The organism is Anabaena sp. FACHB-1237 (genome assembly GCF_014696225.1).
Taxonomy (GTDB): domain Bacteria; phylum Cyanobacteriota; class Cyanobacteriia; order Cyanobacteriales; family Nostocaceae; genus FACHB-1237.
Map to the genome: position 1 here is coordinate 112,809 of NZ_JACJPV010000004.1, position 20,264 is coordinate 133,072.

Consider the following 20,264-nt stretch of genomic DNA (forward strand, 5'->3'; position numbering starts at 1 on the left):
CTTTCAATTCTTTAAATTACGAATTAATGACTTTATCTTTATCCTTAAATAAATCAGCAGCAGCTAAGAGTAAATCTCGTAAACGTTGTTTTAATTGACTTTCTTTGTGAGCGATCGCTGCCCCAACTTCTCGCATTTTATCCTCTAAAGTAGAATGTTTTTCTCTAATTTGTACAGTCAGAGATTCCACTTGATAACTAGTTTGTTCATACCATTTTTTAGCATCATCTAAATAATACTGCACCTCTTTTTCGTTACCACTATAACGGGCAGCCAAATTAGCCTTAATAATAGCTATTTGTGCCTGTAACTGTGCATAACGTTTTTTTAATAAACCTACTTCCTCTGTATCCTTAATAGCGTTAATTGCAGAATCAATTACTATTTTCTGATCATCAGATTTATCTTGATTAGTTTCCACAATTTTTGTTAAAATTGCCTCAATTTGCGTTTGTAAACTCTCTTCCTCTTGATTTAATTTTTCTTGTAATTCTTTTAATTCCGTTTTTAATTTGAAAATACTGGCCTGTTTTTTAGTATTAACGGCTTCCATAGCACCTTGAATAGAAGCGATCACGTCATCTTGAATAGCATGACCTTTAGCTTGCAAATTTTCCACCACAGTAGACACAGCATCATTAACTAAACTTACCACTTCATGAGAACCTTCTTGAAATTCAGCCGAAACTTGAGAAACGGCAGATTTAACAATTTCTCTAATACGTTCGGCCTTTAATTGTCCTGTTTCCTGTGCTTGTTGTAAATCAGTTTTAATTTGTTCTTTAATATTATTAGTCATCTTTAATAAATATGAATGCAACAAGTACATTATGTAAGATAAATTGATTTTTGAAAACTATCCATAGATAGATCCCGGACTTCTTCAAGAAGTCCGGGTCTAATACAATACATTGTCAAAATTACCAACTTGTGAAATAATCAATATTAGTCAAAATTACGGAATAAATTATAACCATGTGGCGTGTTAATATTACCTGTTCAGCAGAAGATTGGAAAATTAGTGGTACAGAATTTAAAAAAATGGCAGAAACCTATCAAACAGAATTAATTGGTTCTAAAAAAATGCCTGATGGAACGCGCATCATGTCTTATAAAATTGAAGATGTTAGTGAGGCGGAAGAATTTCAAGAAAAAAGTGCGAACTTCCCCGGTTTTATCACAGATTTTGAATCTTTATAAATATCAACTTGTTAATTTATTAATTTAGGCTAAATTTAGACTAATGAAAAAATTAATTACTTTGATATTATGCACATTTTATTTGTACATAATTCATTTTACATCACCTGCAATTGCTTTAGATACCGTCAACGGTGCAGAAATTTTCAGCGTTCATTGTGCTGGTTGCCATATTAATGGTAGTAACATTATTAGACGGGGTAAAAATCTCAAAAAAAATACACTCGAAAAATATGGGATGTATTCTTTAGAGGCTATTACAAATATCGTCAATAATGGTAAAAATAATATGTCAGCTTTCAAAGACAAATTAACCCCTACAGAAATTGAAAATGTGGCCGCTTATGTTTTGGAACAAGCAGAAAAAAACTGGAAATAATCTCACAAATAATCTCACAAATAATCTCACAAATAAGACCAATAACACCAATAACAATTCAAAAAATATGATGTTACCTGAAAACAGTTACTTACAATTTACCTCAGATTTAAAAATTTGTCGCATATTAAATGGAATGTGGCAAGTTTCTGGAGGACATGGCCGCATTAACTCCAAAACCGCTATTGAGTCCATGTTTGAATATGTGGACGCAGGTTTTACCACTTGGGATCTAGCAGATCATTATGGACCAGCAGAGGACTTTATTGGTGAATTTCGTCGTCAATTAATTGCCACTGGTGGAGAAGAAGCAGTTAATAAAATTCAAGCATTTACAAAATGGGTCCCTCGTCCTGGAAAAATGACTAAAGCATTAGTAGAGGAAAATATTAATATTTCTCTAAGAAGAATGGATGTAAAAACATTAGATCTAATGCAGTTCCATTGGTGGGAATATGGAGACTCTAATTATTTAGATGCCCTCAAATATATGGCAGAATTGCAAACGGAAGGTAAAATTAAACATCTAGCTTTGACTAATTTTGATACTGAACATTTGCAAATTATTACAGATGCAGGAATCAAAATTGTTTCTAACCAAGTCCAGTTTTCTTTAGTTGATAGAAGACCACAAGTAAATATGATTAAATTCTGTCAGGAACATGATATCAAATTGTTTACCTATGGTACTATTTGCGGTGGTTTACTATCAGAAAAATATTTAGGTAAACCTGAACCAAAAAGTTTAGAAATTAACACCACCAGCTTGAGAAAATATAAACAAATGATTGACGCTTGGGGAGGTTGGGGATTATTTCAAGAGTTATTAACTACTTTGAAAAATATTGCTAATAAACATCAGGTAAGTATTACTAATGTGGCTGTAAACTACATTTTAAATCAGCCATCGGTAGGAGGTGTTATTGTGGGTACTAGGTTAGGAATTGCGGAACATTTACAAGATAATGGGCAGGTATTTAGTTTTAATTTGGATGCTGAAGATGTGAAAAAAATTGATGCTATTTCTCAACAGTCGCGGGATTTATACCAGTTAATTGGTGATTGTGGGGATGAGTATAGAAGGTAGGATTTAGGGGTTAGGTGTTGGGGTATCTTGAATCAAAAATTGAAAACGTTTATCTTCTCGAATAGCATCAAAATATGAGTCATTTTTTGCCATTTCGCGGTATTTATCAGGATTCAAGTTAATTGCTGTTTGTAGGTTTTCAATTGCTTTTTCAATATTACTTTGCAAAGCATAAATACAAGATTTATTGTACCAAGCATATTGATAATCAGGTTTAAATTCCAGTGCTTTGTCGTAGGATGCGATCGCCTCTTCATACCTCCCTAAATTATAGAGGGAATTGCCCCGGTTGTTCCAAGCATATTGATCATCAGGTTTAAATTCCAGTGCTTTGTCGTAGGATGCGATCGCCTCTTCATACCTCCCTAAATTATTGAGGGAAATGCCCCGGTTGTTCCAAGCATATTGATCATCAGGTTTAAATTCCAGTGCTTTGTCGAAAGAAGAAATTGCAGCTTGATAATTTTGTTTAATATTTTGTAAATAACCTAATTCAAAAAATAATTTAGCTTTTTGTTCATGATCTATTTGATCATTTTCAATAATTTCAATAATTTCAATAATTTTCTGATTGGTTTCTTCAGAAGTTAAATTTACATACTTTTCATAAGTTCCTTCCTCAATAATCAGATTTGATTCTTGTTTTATAGTTGTGGAATCTAGGGGAAAATTAAATAACCCCGAACGCCAATCAAAAAAATCTGGGGCGCGGTGAATAAAATATTTAATGGCAAACTGTGGTAATAGGAAAACAAAACAAATTTTAAACTTATCTCTAAATCTTTCTCGTTGCTGGTTGATACTAATTAAAATTGGCGGTACACCTTCCCAGCTATAATGATGGGTTTCTCGACTACTCCAACCTGCTAAGGTTTTAGCCTCTTCATATTTATATAATGCAGATTCTAAACCTGTAATGAATAATATATTGATATTGTTTTTCTTAGGTAATTGTTCAACTTCTGCATATAAATTAGCAACATCTTTATCTAATTTAAGCACTTCTATATTTTTATCATTAATATCTGCTTGAACTTTACTAATTAATTGTTCACCACTAGCAGGAGAACAGCGCACAAATAACAAAGCGAACCCTTCTGTAAACCGCAGTGTCCGCAGAAATGCTTGATATTCTTCATCTTTATCTATGGGTAAATCATCATCCCATTCACTTAGTTTTAAAGGCATAGTTTTAGATAGATAATCATGTAGGTTGGGTAGAACGCAGTGAAACCTAACAAAGTTATAAAATAAAGTTCAGTTAATGATGGGTTTCGTTCCTCAACCTAACCTACAGGGTTAGGGAGAGGTTAAGCATTTGGATAAAGTTGATTATAAGCATCCTGAAATTCTTTGATCCCTTTAATCAGAGGATGAATATCATACCACAATTTAATTCCTCCATTTACTTCTTGATAACGATATTCTAAAATGCAGCGATTAAATAGTAAACCACGACAAAGTTGATTATTTTCTATTATCTTAGATTGATGAACCTTTGCTAGTGCTTCCCATTCATTGGCATAAACTGTATGTTTATAGGTATTTCTTAACTCACTAATTGAACGTTGTAAAACATTGTTAGAAATGGGTAAAGTGTTTGTGTATTTGAGTGCTTCCTTCATTAATAATAACAAATTTCGCGTATGACCTCCACTCATTAAACATAAAATTTCTAATGATTTTCTATTTTCAAATAAATCCACAATAGACTTACTAGAGTCTATGGTAGAAAGTCGTTTTTGGAGAACTTCAATAACTTTCTCAATTCCTGGTTGATAGGGTTTATTTTCAGGAGTTAGTACCATAATCATCGGTAATACCTGGGGAGTACCATATATATCTAGTAATGATGCTGATCTGTCAGAATAAATTAAAGAAATTGGTACAGTATAAATTAAATGACAATCTAAATCTTTCAGTTGTTCATTGCGATCTATAAAAATTTGATCATGGTTGCTGCGTTTATCTTCTTGGATTACAGGAACAATTCTATCTAAGTTATCAGCAATTAAAACTAATTGGTCATATCCTGAAGGTAGGTTTTTTTTGACATCTTGAATAAATTCATTTAATGCTTTAGTTAAAGTCGTGGTATGGGGATTAATCAAATCACGGATTTTGCGGCGTTCAGTGGGTTCACTGCGGATTTTTGTGGTAATTTTAGCAAATTGTGAAACCTGTGCTTCAATTGATAAGTCATCTAGGGAAATTTCTGTTTGTAAGAAATCTCTTAAATTGTTACATTGTTGTTTTAACCAATTCAATAAAGCTGGAGAATCAGTTCTATCTTTAAATGCTGCTAATATATTGCGAGTGCAAGCTAAAAGAATATCTGTATATTGAACATCTTCTGGATCAATATCTGCGTCATCCGCCGCAAAGTAGACGACAAAAAAACCTCTTTCATCTAAGAATTTTTGTAGACGTAGTAATTCTGTAGATTTTCCCACACCACGATGACCCGCATAAAGTTGACAGGTATTTCTATCAGAATATAAAATCTCTTTACCTACAGATTCTAATATATCACCATCTCCCCGCACTTCGTGACAATCAACATAAGCAGGATCACCCGCAGGTAAGGGTTGAAAGGGATTAAAGGCGTTATATAGCCCTTTTAAAAAGTCAAAATCTGATGTCATAGTAGAAAACCTCACAATTTAACGTCATTTTAACGCAAAAATACTGAGATTTGAATTTTATTTTAACTTTAGTTACTATTTAGTTGATATTTAGTTGATAATAAAACTAACCTATTGGAGTAAAACCTATGGAAACCCTCACCTTAAACATACCTCCGGCAGTAGGTTTAACAGATGAGCAATTTTATCAACTTTGCATTGCAAACGAACCCTGTCAGTTAGAACTTACCCAAACCGGAGAATTAATCATTATGCCTCCCACAGGTGGAGAAAGCGGAATTAGAAACTCAGATATTAACATAGAACTGGGTGTATGGAATCGTCAAACCAAATTAGGTAAAGTATTTGACTCTAGTACCGAGTTTAAACTACCCAGTGGTGCTTATCGCTGTCCCGATGCAGCTTGGGTAAAATTAGCACGTTGGGAGGCTTTAACTACAGAAGAGAAGAAACGTTTTCCTCCCCTTTGTCCTGATTTTGTGATTGAATTGCGATCGGAAACTGATAGTTTAGAAAAACTACGTACTAAAATGCGAGAATATAGAGATAATGGCGCACTTTTAGGTTGGTTACTTGATCCACAAACACCCTTAGTAGAAATTTATCGTTATGGAAAAGATGTGGAAATTTTAAACTTTAATTTTGACAACCCACCAAAACTTTCTGGTGAAGATATTTTACCTGGTTTTATTCTCGATTTACAAATAATTTTAAACCCATAAATTAAACCCATCAATTCTCAATTTAGCAATAATGATTTCTCAGAAATCCATTCCCACTGGTCACCTCCGCAAAGTTCATCATATCGCTTTTAATGTGCAAAATATGGCCGCATCTCGCCATTTTTATGGTCATATTTTAGGCTTATATGAACTCACAGGAGATGAAGTAGACGCGACATTAAAAGAACTAGTTGCGGCAGGTAAAATCGCTAATTTTGTCACTCCTGATGGCACAATTATAGACTTATTTGGAGAACCAGAATTATTACCTCCCGATCCCGATCCTAGAAAGTCCTTTACTAGAGCATATCATTTAGCTTTTGACATTGATCCGCAATTATTTGATCAAGCATTAGCAGTCATTCAAGAAAATAATCTAGTCATTGCTTACGGACCTGTTACCCGCCCCACTGGCCGAGGAATTTACTTTTATGACCCCGATGGGTTTATAATAGAAATTCGTTGTGATCCTCTTTAAATCAAACTACAAGCAAACCACAAACAAAACAATGGACAAATTTATTCACGAAATTTTCAAATTTATTAATCAAGTAATTACTAACCCACCAATTCCCCACGAACCCCATAAACAATCTTTAAAAAATTGGGCAATGTATTGTTTAAGAGATCGAGGTTTAATAGTAGTTTATGCCCAAAATGCGGATTTTGCAGTTAAACTAAAAAACGGTGACAAATTATATTTTAAAGTTACCACTAATGCCGATGATATGGATAATTTGGATAATAAATTTAGTTGGATAATTTGGGATAATGTCCATAAAACCATGAGTTTTATCCAACAATTTTTATAACCAAACTAATAAATAAGATACCGGACTTCTTGTAAATAAGATACCGGACTTCTTGAAGAAGTCCGGTATCTAGTTATGATGAACTTGTAGCAGTTACATCCGGTTTTTGAAATACCATATAATGTTGACTCGGTAATATTTCCTCTGTTTCTCGCCAAATTAAACCCACAGACTGCATTTCTTTAGTAATTTGTTCTTGGGTCATTTTATGTAATCTTTGTATAGGAATGAAAAAGTTTTCTCCCCGATATTCCACTAATACTACTTTACCTCCCGGTTTTAATGATTTGATAATTCCTTGTATCATTTCTTGGGGATAAGCAAACTCATGATAAGTATTGACTATTAATGCTAAATCTACCGTATTACCTGGTAAATTAGGACTAGTTGGTACTCCTAAAACTGTCTCAATGTTAGTAATCTTCTGATTCTTTGCTAAAGCAGTAATTTTATCTAACATTTGGTTTTGAATGTCTACAGCTAATACTTTTCCCTGGGGTAATAAAGGTGCAAGTCTAAATGTAAAATATCCCAGTCCCGTACCAATATCTGCTACTACATAATTGGGTTTTAAGTTTAGCAGTGCAATAACTTGATCAGGGTTTTCTTCTTTTTCTCGACTACTTCTTTGAAACCAATCTGCTTTTTTATATACTACAAATTTGGCAATTTCTCGTCCCATATAGATTTTACCAATACCATCAGGACTTTGATTTTTTTGCTGTATATAAGTTGGTGTTTTTTCTGGGGTTTTTTCTGTTGATGTTGTATCTGCTGTCGCTATGGAAATATTGGGATTAAATAATAATATTCCCACAGTAATCATCGCTATACAAATTAAATTGTAAAGGATTCTAATTCTTTTTCGCACCATTTACCCTCTATTAATTCTGTTACTAACGGTGTAATTATAAACTTAGCAGGAAATCCACTTTTTACATCTATTTTCACACAAGAATAGGGTTTTTTTCTGCTCGAACCTTCTCCAGTTCTTCCTACATATAATAATGAATCTGCTACTTTCCTGCTACTAGTATTAATACTAACATCTGTCATATCCCTAAATTCTTCCATCAACTCTTTACCCTCTACCCTTTGACGACGAGGACGACGACCTCCTCCACCGGATATAATATAATTAATAAAGGAGTCAGCGTGTCCTGTATCTACTGTTTTTAAATACTCTAAACAATGGGCATGGCCACTAAAAACTATGTCTACTAAAGGACGATTTTGATTAATCTTACCTAAACTCTTTTGTACATCATCCAATACTTCTCGTAAACGATGACGCACGGCTAAAGTTTGTCCTTGTTTCCATTTACTCCCTTCTGTAACGTAGGGTGGATGGTGTAAGAATAGGATTCTTCCTCTAACCTCTTTATTTCGCCAAGAAGCAATTAATTTTTCTTTAAACCATGTTAATTGCTCAAAATCAGTATCTTCATTTGTATGCAATGCTAACTGTTTTTCCAGATCCAATTTTACCTCATTGAGTTGGTCTAATTTAGCACTTAAATCTGATAATTGTTGTAAGTCTTCTAATTTATCTGGGTTAAGTTGATCACACTGTTTTAATAATTGCAATTCTTCCTGGTCAATTTGATGACAACGTTTTTGTAATTCCATTCTATCAGCATTACTCACTAATGGTAAAGGCGTATTAAAAGTGTTAGAATCCAGCGCGAAAAAATCAATTCCACCATAATTAAATGTATAATATCTATTGGGTAATCTAGTGAATTTACCAGGTTGATAATGTAAGCATAGACTTCTATCATTTTGATTGTTATTTTTAGATGTATAATCTGTATAGTGCGATCGCAAATGATTCTCCAATTGCACAGGAGACATACTCCCTAAATAATCTAAAAAAGCCCTGGCAAAAGCATCTCCTTGATTTGAACCATGCCAACCAATCTCAATATCTTTATAGCTAAACATTTTTCGTAAATGTAAAGTTGGACCAGTTATGAAACGATATAATAAAGGTACATCATAGTAATCATGATTACCTAATACTGGTAGAATCGGTAGTTTAAACACCATTTTATCATAATTAATACTTTGCGGATTTTCTCCACCTAGTAAAAACTCTCGATATGGTTCAATAAAATTACTTGGGTAATATTCACTAGAACCCACCATATAAACTACATCACCAGTATGTAGGACAAAACGACAATCATCAAGATGATTTAGCATCATTTTAGCTACTTGACGTTGGGGATGATCTCCGTAATGAGGTTTAGTACCTGTATCACCCACCACTATAAATGAAAAATCTGGAGTTGTGGATTTCCCATCATCTAATATGAGGGAGGTTTGATCAATACCATGTTGTACAATACAAGGATCTTGCCATCGTACTCGTTGTTTCATCTTTTGTATTTTTACAGGAATTGTAGGTTCAGAAATCAATTTCATGGTAGTTAATTACAGGGAATCGAGAGGATAATTGTCAACTGCTATATTTATTATTCTATATTTTAAATCCTATATCCTGATGGATGATAGCTAATGTCTGATAGCTAATTAGTCCAACAAATTCCCAAATATATTATCTACTAACATCTTAGTTTTATTTTCCATTAAATGCCAATCTATTTCCCCATATTCATCTATTAAACTGGTATCAATTTCTGCTGTTCCCTGGATGGGATTATAATTAATAAAACAAACCTGATAACATAAATCCCATAAGTCTATACTCACTTTTTCCTCTTGACGTTGTAACAATAAATGATATCCTGGATGTGGGATGGGTAATGTGGTTAAAGTTGCTTTAATTTCCTCTACTTTTTCTGGAGTAGCATTTTCCATATCACGCAATAACTGAGTTACTAAAGTTTTTGTTTCATCACTAGTATTAGCAGGCCAAATTAATACATCTTGATAACTCCCTTTCCAGGAGGATATATCCAAATGTTTGCGAATATTATCCACTACGCGAATAAAAGCAGGTTGCATCAGTAATTCGGCTTGTTGCCATGAGTTAGAATTAGTTATCTTAGGTAGCATTGCTAGTCAATCAGGATAGTAAATTAGGATACGAGTATGAAAATTAACCAATGGGTTTTTTTATTAAAAAACGTCACTTTTTATCTAAATCTTTTTTCAAGATAACTGATCTCAGGGAAGATTTATTGATTAATATTATCAAATTAAACATTATTACTGGGGAGGGATACATGATCGGCAAGTTACTAGATCATCGCTACCAAGTTATTCGCATTTTGGCAACGGGAGGTTTTGGACAGACTTATATTGCCCAGGATACCAGAAGACCGGGTAATCCCATTTGTGTGGTTAAACATCTTCAACCTACTAATGCTGATCCTGATCTATTTATCACGGCTAAACGTCTGTTTCAAACGGAAGCAGAAACTTTAGAAAAGCTAAGTAACCATCACCAAATACCACGACTTTTGGCTTATTTTGACGAAAATCAAGAGTTTTTCTTGGTGCAAGAATTTATTGATGGACATACTCTCAATGAAGAATTTATTCCGGGACAACCTTGGAATGAAAATCAAGTTGTACAAATGTTAATGGAAGTTTTAAATATTTTAATCTTTGTTCATGAACAGGGGGTAATTCATCGTGATATTAAACCTGATAATTTAATTCGTCGCGCTAGTGATTATAAGTTAGTTTTGGTAGATTTTGGAGCAGTGAAACAGTTACGCTCTCCTTTGGTGTTAGCCGATGGACATACCACTTCTACTGTAGCAATTGGTACTCCTGGTTATATGCCTACTGAACAGGCACAGGGTAGACCGCGTCCTAGCAGTGATATTTATGGGTTAGGCATGATTGCTATTCAAGCGTTAACGGGTACTGCTGCAAGTAAGTTACAAGAAGATGCAGATACAGGAGAAATTCTTTGGCAACATTTACGTCCTATTAATGCCGATTTGGTGGCCGTTTTAACTAAGATGGTGCGTTATCATTTTAGGGAACGTTATCAAACAGCTAGGGAAGCGTTAGCGGCTTGTCAAGAGTTAATTAGTCTTGATCCAGAAATTTTTACTCCCATAGCATTACCACAAGCAATTACTTATCAATCTCATCAAAATCATCAAGTTAGTGAAAATCATTCTAGTGAAAATAATCAAATTCTTATTTCTGAATTAAATCAAAGAACGATCGCTGTTGCACCAGCTAATCCTATCAATTCTACATCATCTGTAACTGTGGCCGATGATAATAAACCTGATCCTTTACCGTTAATTGTGGGGTTGTTATTGGCAGGAAGTACAGCAGCTTTATTTAATAGTTTTTATCCCTATACACAAAATTTGTTTACTGCGGTAAAAGCAGTTAATAATAAAAATGATTGTGTAGCTTTGGTTGCACCTAATTCTAATGTGCGTTCTGAACCAAGTGCGATTAATTCTGATAATATTTTAAAAACTGTGGGTGATGCTAGTGAATTTAATGTTACTGGTAAACGCACTCAAAGGGGTTGGATAGAGTTAAAATTAAAGTCTAATCGTTTGGCTTGGGCTCATTCTGATGTTATTCTTAATAATCAACAATTAGTGAATTGTTTAAGAGATAAAGGTATTGCTTTTGAAACTATAAATGACAATAATCTAATTGTTAGTCGTCCTGTTCCTTCTGTACCACTAAAACCTGTGGTAGTAATTCCTAAACCTCAGCCATCACCAAAAACTGTGGAGGAAAAAAGGACTTTAGAAGCTGCGAGACAAAAGTTTGAATCAGGAGATTTATCAGGAGCGATCGCTATATTAAAATCTATTCCAGGAGATGCTACTTCTAGTTTTCAAGAAACTATGAAAACAGTAAACCAATGGCAAAAAGATTGGGAAAAAGCGGAAGCACTAGCTAATGAAATTAATAAGGCTATTGATAATGGTAAATGGGATCAAGTTTTATCTTATCGAGATCATCCTGAGAAGTTACCAAATATTAAATATTGGCGCGATAAGTTAGAACCTTTATTTAAACAAGCTGAGGAAAACTCTCAAAAGCCAAAAGCAGAGAAGGACGTGAAAGGTAAAAATTAGTATTTGGTGATTGGTAATGGGTAGAATTATTATTTTACTTGGAATGGTTTCTTTAGATTTTGGGATTAAGGACAGGGGAAACGCATTTAATTTTTACAATAGTTACAGAACAAAGTTTTAAACCATTGTTTATTTTTGTAACTATTCCAAGATAAAAGACTCTTTTCTTTTATTTTCTATAAAATCTAAAAAACTCCCAGCTAAATTTCCTTTATGAAATTCCAAATATTTCTCTAATTAGATCAAAAATATAAGATTCAAAGTAACTGAAAAGGCTTAATGTCAGACAATTACCTAAAACTTTTTTGTAATTTCTTTTAACCCACATTCCGCACCCCAAACTGTCACAGAGGGAAATTACGTAGATAAAAAATTAAAGGGAGCATCAAAACAAACATATAAAGTGAAAAAAGGCATTTTTGATCTGTGCCAGTTCAGGGTGCCGAATGTGGGATTTAATGTAGCTGTTTATTTGGTCATTGATTTAGCTATTCATTTAGCCGGGGAATAAATTCCCTGTCTCAAAGCTCAAGTCCGTTGAAACGGACTCACATTATATTACCAAAAAATTGAACTAAGTTAAAAATAAAATTTCTATTATTACCCAAAAATCAAAAAAAGAATAACATAAAAATCCAACTTAGTCGGTTTTAACCGACTTTAGCTATTAGACAGGGAATTTATTCCCCCCTTTCAATCCTCTTATAATCAACTCTATTTTGTAACTATTTTACAGCAGTTTCCGTTATTATGAAGTACAGATGTTAATGATAAAACCCTTGTAACACATGCATCTTGCTGTGTTCATAGTGTACCTCATGTAGATGGAATGTGCTGTAAATCCAAACCTGCTTAACTAGCGATCGCATTATCAGCGTTTTCATCATCGTTCAGAACTATTGTGATTCTCTCATTTCTTGCTTTCTGAATAATGAATTTTTTAATCATCTTGAATTTTCTTTTTCTTTCGGCATCTTTAGGAAACTTTACTTTCTCACATCACCCTCCTTTTAATACTACTTCTTCTCATTAAGACTTTTGTACCTCATAATAACGGAAACTGCTGTAAGAAGATTTTTACGGCGTTTCTATAATTAAAAAGACAATTCTTGAAATAAATCTGTTAAAGGAAGATGAAAATTAGGAATAACATCTTCTCCATCAAGACTGTCTTCCAGTTGCAAAAGTTGTGATGGTTTAGGTTTACGATAAACTAATACACATTCTTCATCTGGCAAAATTACCCATGCTAAACGAGTTCCATTTTCAAAATATTCCACTAATTTAGTATGAATTTCCTCAAAAGTGTTATTAGCAGAAATAATTTCTACAGCTAAATCAGGAGCACCATCAAAAAACCCCTTGGGTAATCTTTTTAAACCTTGTAATCTTTCCTTAGCAATAAAAGCAAGATCAGGTGATCTTTTATTACCAGTTTTCATTTTAAAAGCAGTGCTAGAATCACAGGTTATACCAAGTTTATGATCACGCACAAAACCTGTTAAAAAATATCCCAGAGTTAGAGCTAAGTAGCCATGTTCTACACCTGAATTTGCCACTATAATTAGCTCTCCATTCACATATTCATAAAGATTATCATCTTCTTTTAATAGCATAAATTGCTCATCTGTTAAAGCCTGATAATTAGCTAAAGGTTGAATTAATTCTAAATTTGTAGTTGTAACTTGTGCCATTAGATTTAACTCCACAGATGAAACTAATATCAATGATTATACAGTTAATTATCAAGTCATAGACTAATTTATATATACAAAAATACAGAAAAGTGCCATCGCTATCACAGATGCAAGTAGGTTGCCTAAAACAATTCCGTAGACAACCGCTTTTATGATTAGTGATGACAATTACCTAATTAATACATCTCATCATACTCAGCTTGTTCTACCTTCCGCGCTTCTGGACGAGAAGAAGGTAAAAATTCAGCCCGATGCACATTTGCTAAAGGAGGAGTAGGTCCACTATAAGGATGGATTACCTGTACTGTGCGGGTAGGACGCTGTTTAGGCGCGAATAAAGACAACACACCAGCTACAACCACACCACCTCCAATAGTTAATGTAGCACCACCTACCGCCCACAACATCGGAGAAGACCACCAAGCATTTTGTTGTTCTGCTGGTAATGCTGTAATTTTCGCTTGAGCCGCTTGTTGCGCTAATAATTGTTGCTGTTGCTGTTGTTGTTGATTCCAGTTAAAATTTTGTATTTGTCCTTGTAACTGCTGATTCTGTAGTCTTAACTGCTCATTATCTGCCTTTAACTTTTCCATCTGCATATTAATCTTTTCCATTTCCAATTTTTGATCAGAATTGGGTGCAGTGGGAGGTTGATTAGAATATGCTGGTTGTCCGTAATTATTGGGATATTGTAAATTAGGCTGCATTACCTGGGGCGCCATTACTGTTCCCGGCATTTGTGTATTCACACCAAAATTAGATTGAATTGGTGTATTTGTTCCTTTTAATAAGACTAAAGCCGCTAAACCAGCTACCGCGACTCCGCCAATAAATGCCATACTTTCACTCATTGCTTATACCCCATTAATAACTGATTTGCTTTCACACACATAATTGTTTACCTACTGCAATTTTACATAAGAGTTTAGTTATACGTCAGTGTATTTTTATAGTAGTTATCAGAAAGTTAAGAATCTCCACTACTAATTATTTAGTAGTTGTGTTCTTGATTCTTGATGACTTTTTACTTACTATCTTGGCTATCCTGATATATGCTGTTATTATTTAAGACCATTATAGTTAAATTGTCTAGTCAGGAATCACAAAAAATACACTGAATATAACATTTTTAATCTAATTTTTGCTTTTGATCAAGTGGTAGTTGTATCTATGGCAATTTTCAGACTTTGACAAAATTGGGCGATCGCTTGTAGTCCTTGTTCTGGAGTACCTTCTGCCAATCTTTTCACTACCGCACTACCCACTATCGCCGCATCTGCTCCCCAGACTCGCACTTGTCGCGCTTGTTCTGGTTCTGAAATACCAAAACCCACACCTATGGGTTTATCGGTGAATTGACGTATTTGTTGTAGTAAATCAGAAACGCGGACTTGTATTTGCGATCGCATTCCTGTTACACCTGTTACACTCACCAAATAAATAAAACCTTGGGATGCTTGAGCGATCGCCTTTATCCTTTCAGGATCGCTTGTAGGGGCAATTAAAAGTATCAAATCAAGTTTTCTATCACTTGTTAATTTTAACAGGGTTTCTGACTCTTCTAATGGCAAATCAGGAACTACTAGACCAGCAATACCAACCTCTTTAATTTCATCCAAAAACTTTTCTACACCACGATTTAAAATGGGGTTGTAATAAGTAAATAAAATAATAGGTGCTTTTAAACTAGGAATAACTTCTTTGGACATCTTTAACACATCATCTAGCGTAGTACCTTTTGCCAGAGCGCGAGTAGCAGCCGCTTGAATTACCGGACCATCAGCCAAAGGGTCAGAATAGGGAACACCCAACTCAATTATATCAGCACCACATTCATCTAAAACCCTTAAAGCCCGTGCTGTAGTTGACAGATCAGGATCACCAGCAGTAATAAAGGGAATGAGAGCGCATTTATGATTTTCCTGTAAGGAAGCAAAACAGCGAGAAATAACAGTCATGGAATTAGATACTAGTAGTCAGTAAGGAGCAGAGAGTATGATCTGATATTGATCAAACCTGCCCGTACAATTTTAACAAACAACTGACAATCAAAATGGAGATTTTTGAGGAGTCAGGAGTTCCAGGAGTCAGAAATTGAGAGTATGTCTATTCTTTATCAATATCAGCTTGAACCTTAGCTAACTCTTCAGGAGAAAGTTCATCAAGACGCTTTTGCAAAAAAGCGATTTCATACTGTTCTCGTTGTTGATGATAGGACATTTTTTTACCCACCGCTCGGAAAATATAGGTAAATAACCAACCCATTAAACCAGCCACCAGTAGTGCTTGACTCCAAATACCAGCTTTTTGGCTATCTAAACCCACAAACTGAAAACCTACATAGGCCAAACCACCGAATATAAAAACGCCGATGGTAATAGCGATCGCGTCAATACGTCTCATAATGCTTTATATTAGAAATTTTTAGAACTGAGCAGTCACCGAGTCAGGAGTCAGGAGTCAGGAGTCAGGAGTCAGAAAAAGAATTTTCTTCCTGTTCTCTATTCCCTATTCCCTATTCCCTGTTGCACTCCACACTCTGAAATATTATGCAATTTTGCGGGGACGAGGACGCAAGTTCACAATAGGAGAGAGAACTAACAAACCTGGGAAAAAGAAAAACACCAAGAAATACATAAAAGCTCGTTCAAAAGAACCAGCAGTATGCCATCTTAATTGTAAGTAGAATAAGACCGCAATGGGTACTACTAACAAATAAGCCCCAGCTAAAGCCAGATAAACTAATGCTAGAATCATACAGTTACCGTCAAGTCAGGAAATAAGAGCCTTCAATTCCCATCATAAACTGAATCTGGATGACAGGAATTAAATATCAAAGTAAAAACGAATATGCTTTATCTATAAATATCTATGGCTTACGCGACGCTGCGCTATCATTCCCAGTGGGATTATGGGTTTCACGTTAAATTGACACAAATGAACAATGTGTTTTACCCCTACTGACTCGGTGACTTCTGACTCCTTACTATTGTGTAGTTGACAAATGGAAAATTTCTGCTATGATGATTTAAGGTTGTTGATTTTTGCCAATGGCCACCAAAAACACCAGAAATCGGCTTTAAAAAATTTCTTAATTATTTTTGGTAAACCACTTGCAAAAAAAAATAACTTGTGTTTAAATGATAAAAGTCGGTAAATTAAACTGAATAAATTAATCAGCTTTAATCATATAGGGTTAACGAGCTAATTAAGAAACCCAGTACAAAAAACCAACTTAAACAACTAAACCCTTTGGGGGTGTGGCGGAATGGCAGACGCTACGGACTTAGAAAACTGAGCCTTAATTGAGAAATCTTTTAAGTGTCCGCTCTCAAATTCAGGGAAACCTAAATCCACTCGCTAGAATTAGTTTTGACTGATTGTAGTTTACAGACAAGGCAATCCTGAGCCAAGCCAAAAAATTTATGTTTTACGAATTGTTTGTTGTTTAATAATTTGTTACGTAATTTTAGGAAGGTGCAGAGACTCGACGGGAGCTACCCTAACGTTAAGACGAGGGTAAAGAGAGAGTCCAATTCTTAAAACCTGCAAGGTAGTAGTGAAAACTACAGAAGAATGAAAATCCGTTGACCTTAAACGGTCGTGTGGGTTCAAGTCCCACCACCCCCATCTTACAAAGCTTACACTAGTAGGCTATATTATAGTAGAGAATAGACTAAATAAACAAACTTGATTGGCTGATGTGCTCTAGATGTACCTCAGTTGATTATCTTTAAATGATAAGCTAATGTGCAGCACTCACTGTATAATTAAAAAACCTGAAGTTACAGTAGCACAAGCATCTTGCTTGTATTAATTATTCAAGTTAAAGGCACAACAGCTTATAATCATACTATGGTCATGGCATACATACCACTGGTGGAAGGTGATGGAATTTCTAGGAAAAAGCCCACAGGAGAAACCATAGAAATTATAGGAATGACAATTGCCAGATCCGGCGGTTGTCAGTTTCATCAGTAGATATAATTGTCAATTAATAATTGACAATTATCAACTATTAATTATTCTTGGTTTTTCTGTTTCCAACCAGGTTTAACTACCTGACGACTGCGGGCAATCACTAAAGTATTATTTTCTACATCTTCCGTGACTGTAGAACCAGCAGCGATGTAAACATCGTCACCAATAGTGATAGGTGCTACTAAGACACTGTTCGAGCCAGTTTTAGTGCGATCGCCGATAATAGTTTTGTGCTTTTTAATACCATCGTAATTAGCAGTGATTGTACCAGCACCCACATTTACCTGAGTACCAGTGACAGTATCACCTAAATAAGATAAATGTGCCACATTTGTGCGATCGCCTAATTCTGTATTTTTTAACTCAACAAAATTACCAATACGGCAACCATTACCCACTTCAGCATGGCCACGTAAATGGGCATAAGGTCCAACACGAGTATCCTGATTAACAATGCAATCTGTAATTACCGAATAGAACACCGTCACATTTTCGCCTATATGACTATTTTCAATCCAACTACCTGGTCCAATATGACTACCAGACTTAATCACCGTATTACCACGCAAATGTGTTTGAGGCTCAATAATTACATCTGATTCTAGTTGTACTGACTCATCAATAGTGATACTTGCTGGATCAATCAAAGTTACACCAGCTAATAACCATTTTTCCTTAATTCGTTGTTGTAGAATATCATTAGCATTAGCTAATTGTAATCTATCATTAATGCCTAAAATTTCTTGATAATCTGACACATTTACAGCCATAACCTTACCAACTTGCGTCACAGCATCAGTAAGATAATATTCCTTTTGGGCATTATTCGCTTGTAAATGAGGTAATACTTGAGCCAAATTAGACCAGCGAAAACAGTAAATACCCGCATTGACACAATTATTTTCACGTTCTAAGGCAGTACAATCTTTATCCTCAATCATCTTTTGTACCACACCATGATCATCACAGAAAACTCTACCATAACCGTGAGGATTTGCTAATTTTGCTGTAAGAATAGTACAAGCATTTTGATTAGTTTGGTGAATTTCTAAGAGGTTTTTTAAAGTTTCAGTTCGCAGTAAAGGAACATCACCATTTAAAATTAGTAAATCGCCATCATAATTCTGTAAATGTGGTAATAATTGTTGAATAGCATGACCTGTACCTAATTGTACAGTTTGTTCTACAAATTCCACATCATCCGCATTAATAGCAGATTTGACTTGTGAAGATTGATAACCAACAATTACCAACTTTCTTAAAGGTATCAGTGGTTCTACACATTTAATAACTCTTGCTACTAGTGACTTTCCACCTAAAGAATGTAAAACTTTAGGTAGATTAGACTTCATTCTTGTTCCTTTTCCTGCTGCGAGAATTGCTACAACAACCATAATTTAGATATCAGTAAATTGCGATAAGTATCGGATAACTATTTTAGGCGTTGCTGAATTGGGATATGATTATGATATTTATTTCGCGCATGAGCGAAGCGAGGCACTTGTGTTAGGCGCAAAGGCGCAAAGTTTGAAATTTTGAATTTGTCAATTTCATACCTGAGTTCAGCAACGCCCTATTTTAAAAACTTGCAGATTTAATATAGCAGGGAATGGTAGTAATTGTGAATTGGAAGATAATAGACATCTTGTGGTAATTAAATGTGCGTAACCACCAAACCCTTGTAGGGACAATTCATGAATTGTCCCTAGGATAACTGTCTCTAGTATAATTTTCACTCCTATGTCTAATGTTTAAGGGGATCACCCTTTGTGAATTCAAAAGTCATGCATTCAAAAGTTGATAGTCTGACTCCTATGTGCTAAACTAAGATATAATCCCAAGATATATAAATTATGCTTAGACGCTCCAAATTTGAGACTAGTCAAACTCAAATTATGCACCGTGCAGAAGACTTAATTAATGCAGCTTCAAACCGTTACCGTATTACAGTACAGGTTGCTAACCGCGCTAAAAGACGACGTTATGAAGATTTTGAAAATAATGAAGACTCTCTCATTAAGCCCGTACTCAGAGCTATTATGGAAATGTCTGATGAATTAACACAACCAGAAATTATCGGGGAATTATAAGTAGCTATTATAAATAGCTATCAGGAGTCAGAAAATTGACGCGGGAAACTAATCTATTTTTTGTGACAGCCCGTACAGAGTCCGCAAAAAAAGCAAAAAAACTGATAACTAATAACTAACTACTAACTACTAACAGCTATAAAAAACCACCTACACATCAAACTGTGAGGTGGATAATTATTCATTATAAACACTATAAAGTACTATGAAGTGGATCCGAGCAGAGTCGAACTGCTGTCCAAATTGGGTATTAACCCCCCGCTCGTTCACAGGTTTAGCCTTTTTGACCCTCAAGGCGGGAAGCGTTCATTGTCCCGAACGTAGGATGCTCTGATTAAGTCTTAACTAACAAGTCAACCAGAGAACTCTTGTTAGTGCATCCGTTGGGGGTTGGTCTCTAATCCTTAACGGAGTCAAATCAGAGACGCTCGGACCTGAAAGAGGCTATTAGGCAGCAACAAGGGCTTCCTTACGAGCAAATTTTACGATATTGTTCGCATTTACTATTTTTTTGAGCCTTTGATTTCCGAGAGGAGACTCACTCTCGACCTGTATCACAGAGTAGCTTTCGCCAACCTGTCGAAACCTTTACGGACCCATGTTCCTTACTCCTCCATT

Annotated in this window: 21 protein-coding genes and 1 other RNA gene; 9 read left to right on the plus strand and 13 right to left on the minus strand. The window is 34.8% G+C overall.

Translation table 11 applies throughout. The annotated features are described in order from the left end of the window. Positions 1-16 precede the first annotated feature (16 nt). A complete protein-coding gene (locus H6F32_RS03270) occupies positions 17-799 on the minus strand; it encodes a histidine kinase (protein WP_190367906.1) in 783 nt (260 codons plus the stop codon). A 176-nt stretch (positions 800-975) separates the two neighbouring features. Here H6F32_RS03270 and H6F32_RS03275 point away from each other — a divergent pair, with 176 nt between their 5' ends. The 3 genes from H6F32_RS03275 (at position 976) to H6F32_RS03285 (ending at position 2,666) form a co-directional block, all read left to right on the plus strand. After that, positions 976-1,200, plus strand: coding sequence for a hypothetical protein (locus tag H6F32_RS03275; protein ID WP_190367907.1), 225 nt, complete (start codon positions 976-978; stop codon positions 1,198-1,200). A gap of 43 nt (positions 1,201-1,243) precedes the next feature. Further along, positions 1,244-1,579: a cytochrome c6 PetJ gene (petJ, locus tag H6F32_RS03280; protein ID WP_190367908.1), complete on the plus strand. Its 336-nt coding sequence runs from the start codon at positions 1,244-1,246 to the stop codon at positions 1,577-1,579. Positions 1,580-1,646: 67 nt separating this feature from the next. Further along, a complete protein-coding gene (locus H6F32_RS03285; RefSeq protein WP_190367909.1) occupies positions 1,647-2,666 on the plus strand; it encodes an aldo/keto reductase in 1,020 nt (339 codons plus the stop codon). A 3-nt stretch (positions 2,667-2,669) separates the two neighbouring features. Here H6F32_RS03285 and H6F32_RS03290 read toward each other — a convergent pair whose 3' ends face one another. Next, entirely contained in the window at positions 2,670-3,854 is a 1,185-nt protein-coding gene (locus tag H6F32_RS03290; protein ID WP_190367910.1) for a tetratricopeptide repeat protein, read from the minus strand. A gap of 122 nt (positions 3,855-3,976) precedes the next feature. After that, positions 3,977-5,311 (minus strand): AAA family ATPase, encoded by a 1,335-nt coding sequence (locus H6F32_RS03295; protein WP_190367911.1) that lies wholly within the window; start codon positions 5,309-5,311, stop codon positions 3,977-3,979. 128 nt (positions 5,312-5,439) lie between these two features. On the opposite strand from H6F32_RS03295, the gene H6F32_RS03300 reads away from it, so the two are divergent. The 3 genes from H6F32_RS03300 to H6F32_RS03310 are packed head-to-tail and all read left to right on the plus strand — an operon-like array spanning position 5,440 to position 6,845. Continuing rightward, on the plus strand, positions 5,440-6,033 hold the full coding sequence (locus H6F32_RS03300; RefSeq protein ID WP_190367912.1) for a Uma2 family endonuclease: 594 nt from the start codon (positions 5,440-5,442) through the stop codon (positions 6,031-6,033). Positions 6,034-6,064: 31 nt separating this feature from the next. Continuing rightward, entirely contained in the window at positions 6,065-6,511 is a 447-nt protein-coding gene (locus H6F32_RS03305; RefSeq protein ID WP_190367913.1) for a VOC family protein, read from the plus strand. Positions 6,512-6,542: 31 nt separating this feature from the next. Beyond that, positions 6,543-6,845, plus strand: a complete 303-nt coding sequence (locus tag H6F32_RS03310) for a hypothetical protein (protein WP_190367914.1) — start codon at positions 6,543-6,545, stop codon at positions 6,843-6,845. 73 nt (positions 6,846-6,918) lie between these two features. On the opposite strand, the gene H6F32_RS03315 is transcribed toward H6F32_RS03310, so the two are convergent. The 3 genes from H6F32_RS03315 to H6F32_RS03325 form a co-directional block, all read right to left on the minus strand. Continuing rightward, the gene (locus tag H6F32_RS03315) at positions 6,919-7,719 is read right to left on the minus strand and encodes a class I SAM-dependent methyltransferase (protein ID WP_242031031.1); all 801 of its coding nucleotides are present in this window, start codon (positions 7,717-7,719) and stop codon (positions 6,919-6,921) included. After that, entirely contained in the window at positions 7,683-9,272 is a 1,590-nt protein-coding gene (locus H6F32_RS03320) for a metallophosphoesterase (protein WP_190367915.1), read from the minus strand. The genes H6F32_RS03315 and H6F32_RS03320 overlap by 37 nt, the downstream gene beginning before the upstream one ends. A 108-nt stretch (positions 9,273-9,380) precedes the next feature. Continuing rightward, positions 9,381-9,866 carry a hypothetical protein gene (locus H6F32_RS03325; protein ID WP_190367916.1) on the minus strand — a complete coding sequence of 162 codons (486 nt, stop codon included), beginning with the start codon at positions 9,864-9,866 and terminating at the stop codon, positions 9,381-9,383. Between the two features lie 170 nt (positions 9,867-10,036). Here H6F32_RS03325 and H6F32_RS03330 point away from each other — a divergent pair, with 170 nt between their 5' ends. After that, a complete protein-coding gene (locus H6F32_RS03330) occupies positions 10,037-11,878 on the plus strand; it encodes a serine/threonine-protein kinase (RefSeq protein ID WP_190367917.1) in 1,842 nt (613 codons plus the stop codon). 1,094 nt (positions 11,879-12,972) lie between these two features. On the opposite strand, the gene H6F32_RS03335 is transcribed toward H6F32_RS03330, so the two are convergent. The 5 genes from H6F32_RS03335 to ndhL form a co-directional block, all read right to left on the minus strand. Then, entirely contained in the window at positions 12,973-13,572 is a 600-nt protein-coding gene (locus H6F32_RS03335) for a Uma2 family endonuclease (RefSeq protein WP_190367918.1), read from the minus strand. A 179-nt stretch (positions 13,573-13,751) separates the two neighbouring features. Further along, complete coding sequence (locus H6F32_RS03340; protein ID WP_190367919.1) at positions 13,752-14,426, minus strand: heterocyst differentiation related protein; 675 nt, start codon at positions 14,424-14,426, stop codon at positions 13,752-13,754. A 300-nt stretch (positions 14,427-14,726) separates the two neighbouring features. Beyond that, the gene (gene trpA, locus H6F32_RS03345; RefSeq protein ID WP_190367920.1) at positions 14,727-15,533 is read right to left on the minus strand and encodes a tryptophan synthase subunit alpha; all 807 of its coding nucleotides are present in this window, start codon (positions 15,531-15,533) and stop codon (positions 14,727-14,729) included. Positions 15,534-15,681: 148 nt separating this feature from the next. Continuing rightward, complete coding sequence (locus H6F32_RS03350) at positions 15,682-15,978, minus strand: DUF3007 family protein (protein ID WP_190367921.1); 297 nt, start codon at positions 15,976-15,978, stop codon at positions 15,682-15,684. A 144-nt stretch (positions 15,979-16,122) separates the two neighbouring features. Then, complete coding sequence (gene ndhL, locus H6F32_RS03355; RefSeq protein WP_190367922.1) at positions 16,123-16,332, minus strand: NAD(P)H-quinone oxidoreductase subunit L; 210 nt, start codon at positions 16,330-16,332, stop codon at positions 16,123-16,125. A gap of 1,047 nt (positions 16,333-17,379) precedes the next feature. Between ndhL and H6F32_RS03360 the strand changes: the two genes are divergently transcribed. Continuing rightward, positions 17,380-17,556: a hypothetical protein gene (locus H6F32_RS03360; RefSeq protein ID WP_190367923.1), complete on the plus strand. Its 177-nt coding sequence runs from the start codon at positions 17,380-17,382 to the stop codon at positions 17,554-17,556. A gap of 41 nt (positions 17,557-17,597) precedes the next feature. On the opposite strand, the gene glmU is transcribed toward H6F32_RS03360, so the two are convergent. Then, on the minus strand, positions 17,598-18,950 hold the full coding sequence (glmU, locus tag H6F32_RS03365) for a bifunctional UDP-N-acetylglucosamine diphosphorylase/glucosamine-1-phosphate N-acetyltransferase GlmU (RefSeq protein ID WP_190367924.1): 1,353 nt from the start codon (positions 18,948-18,950) through the stop codon (positions 17,598-17,600). A gap of 459 nt (positions 18,951-19,409) precedes the next feature. Between glmU and H6F32_RS03370 the strand changes: the two genes are divergently transcribed. After that, entirely contained in the window at positions 19,410-19,646 is a 237-nt protein-coding gene (locus H6F32_RS03370; protein ID WP_190367925.1) for a DNA-directed RNA polymerase subunit omega, read from the plus strand. 208 nt (positions 19,647-19,854) lie between these two features. On the opposite strand, the gene ssrA is transcribed toward H6F32_RS03370, so the two are convergent. Next, positions 19,855-20,244: a transfer-messenger RNA gene (ssrA, locus tag H6F32_RS03375) on the minus strand. Positions 20,245-20,264 lie beyond the last annotated feature (20 nt).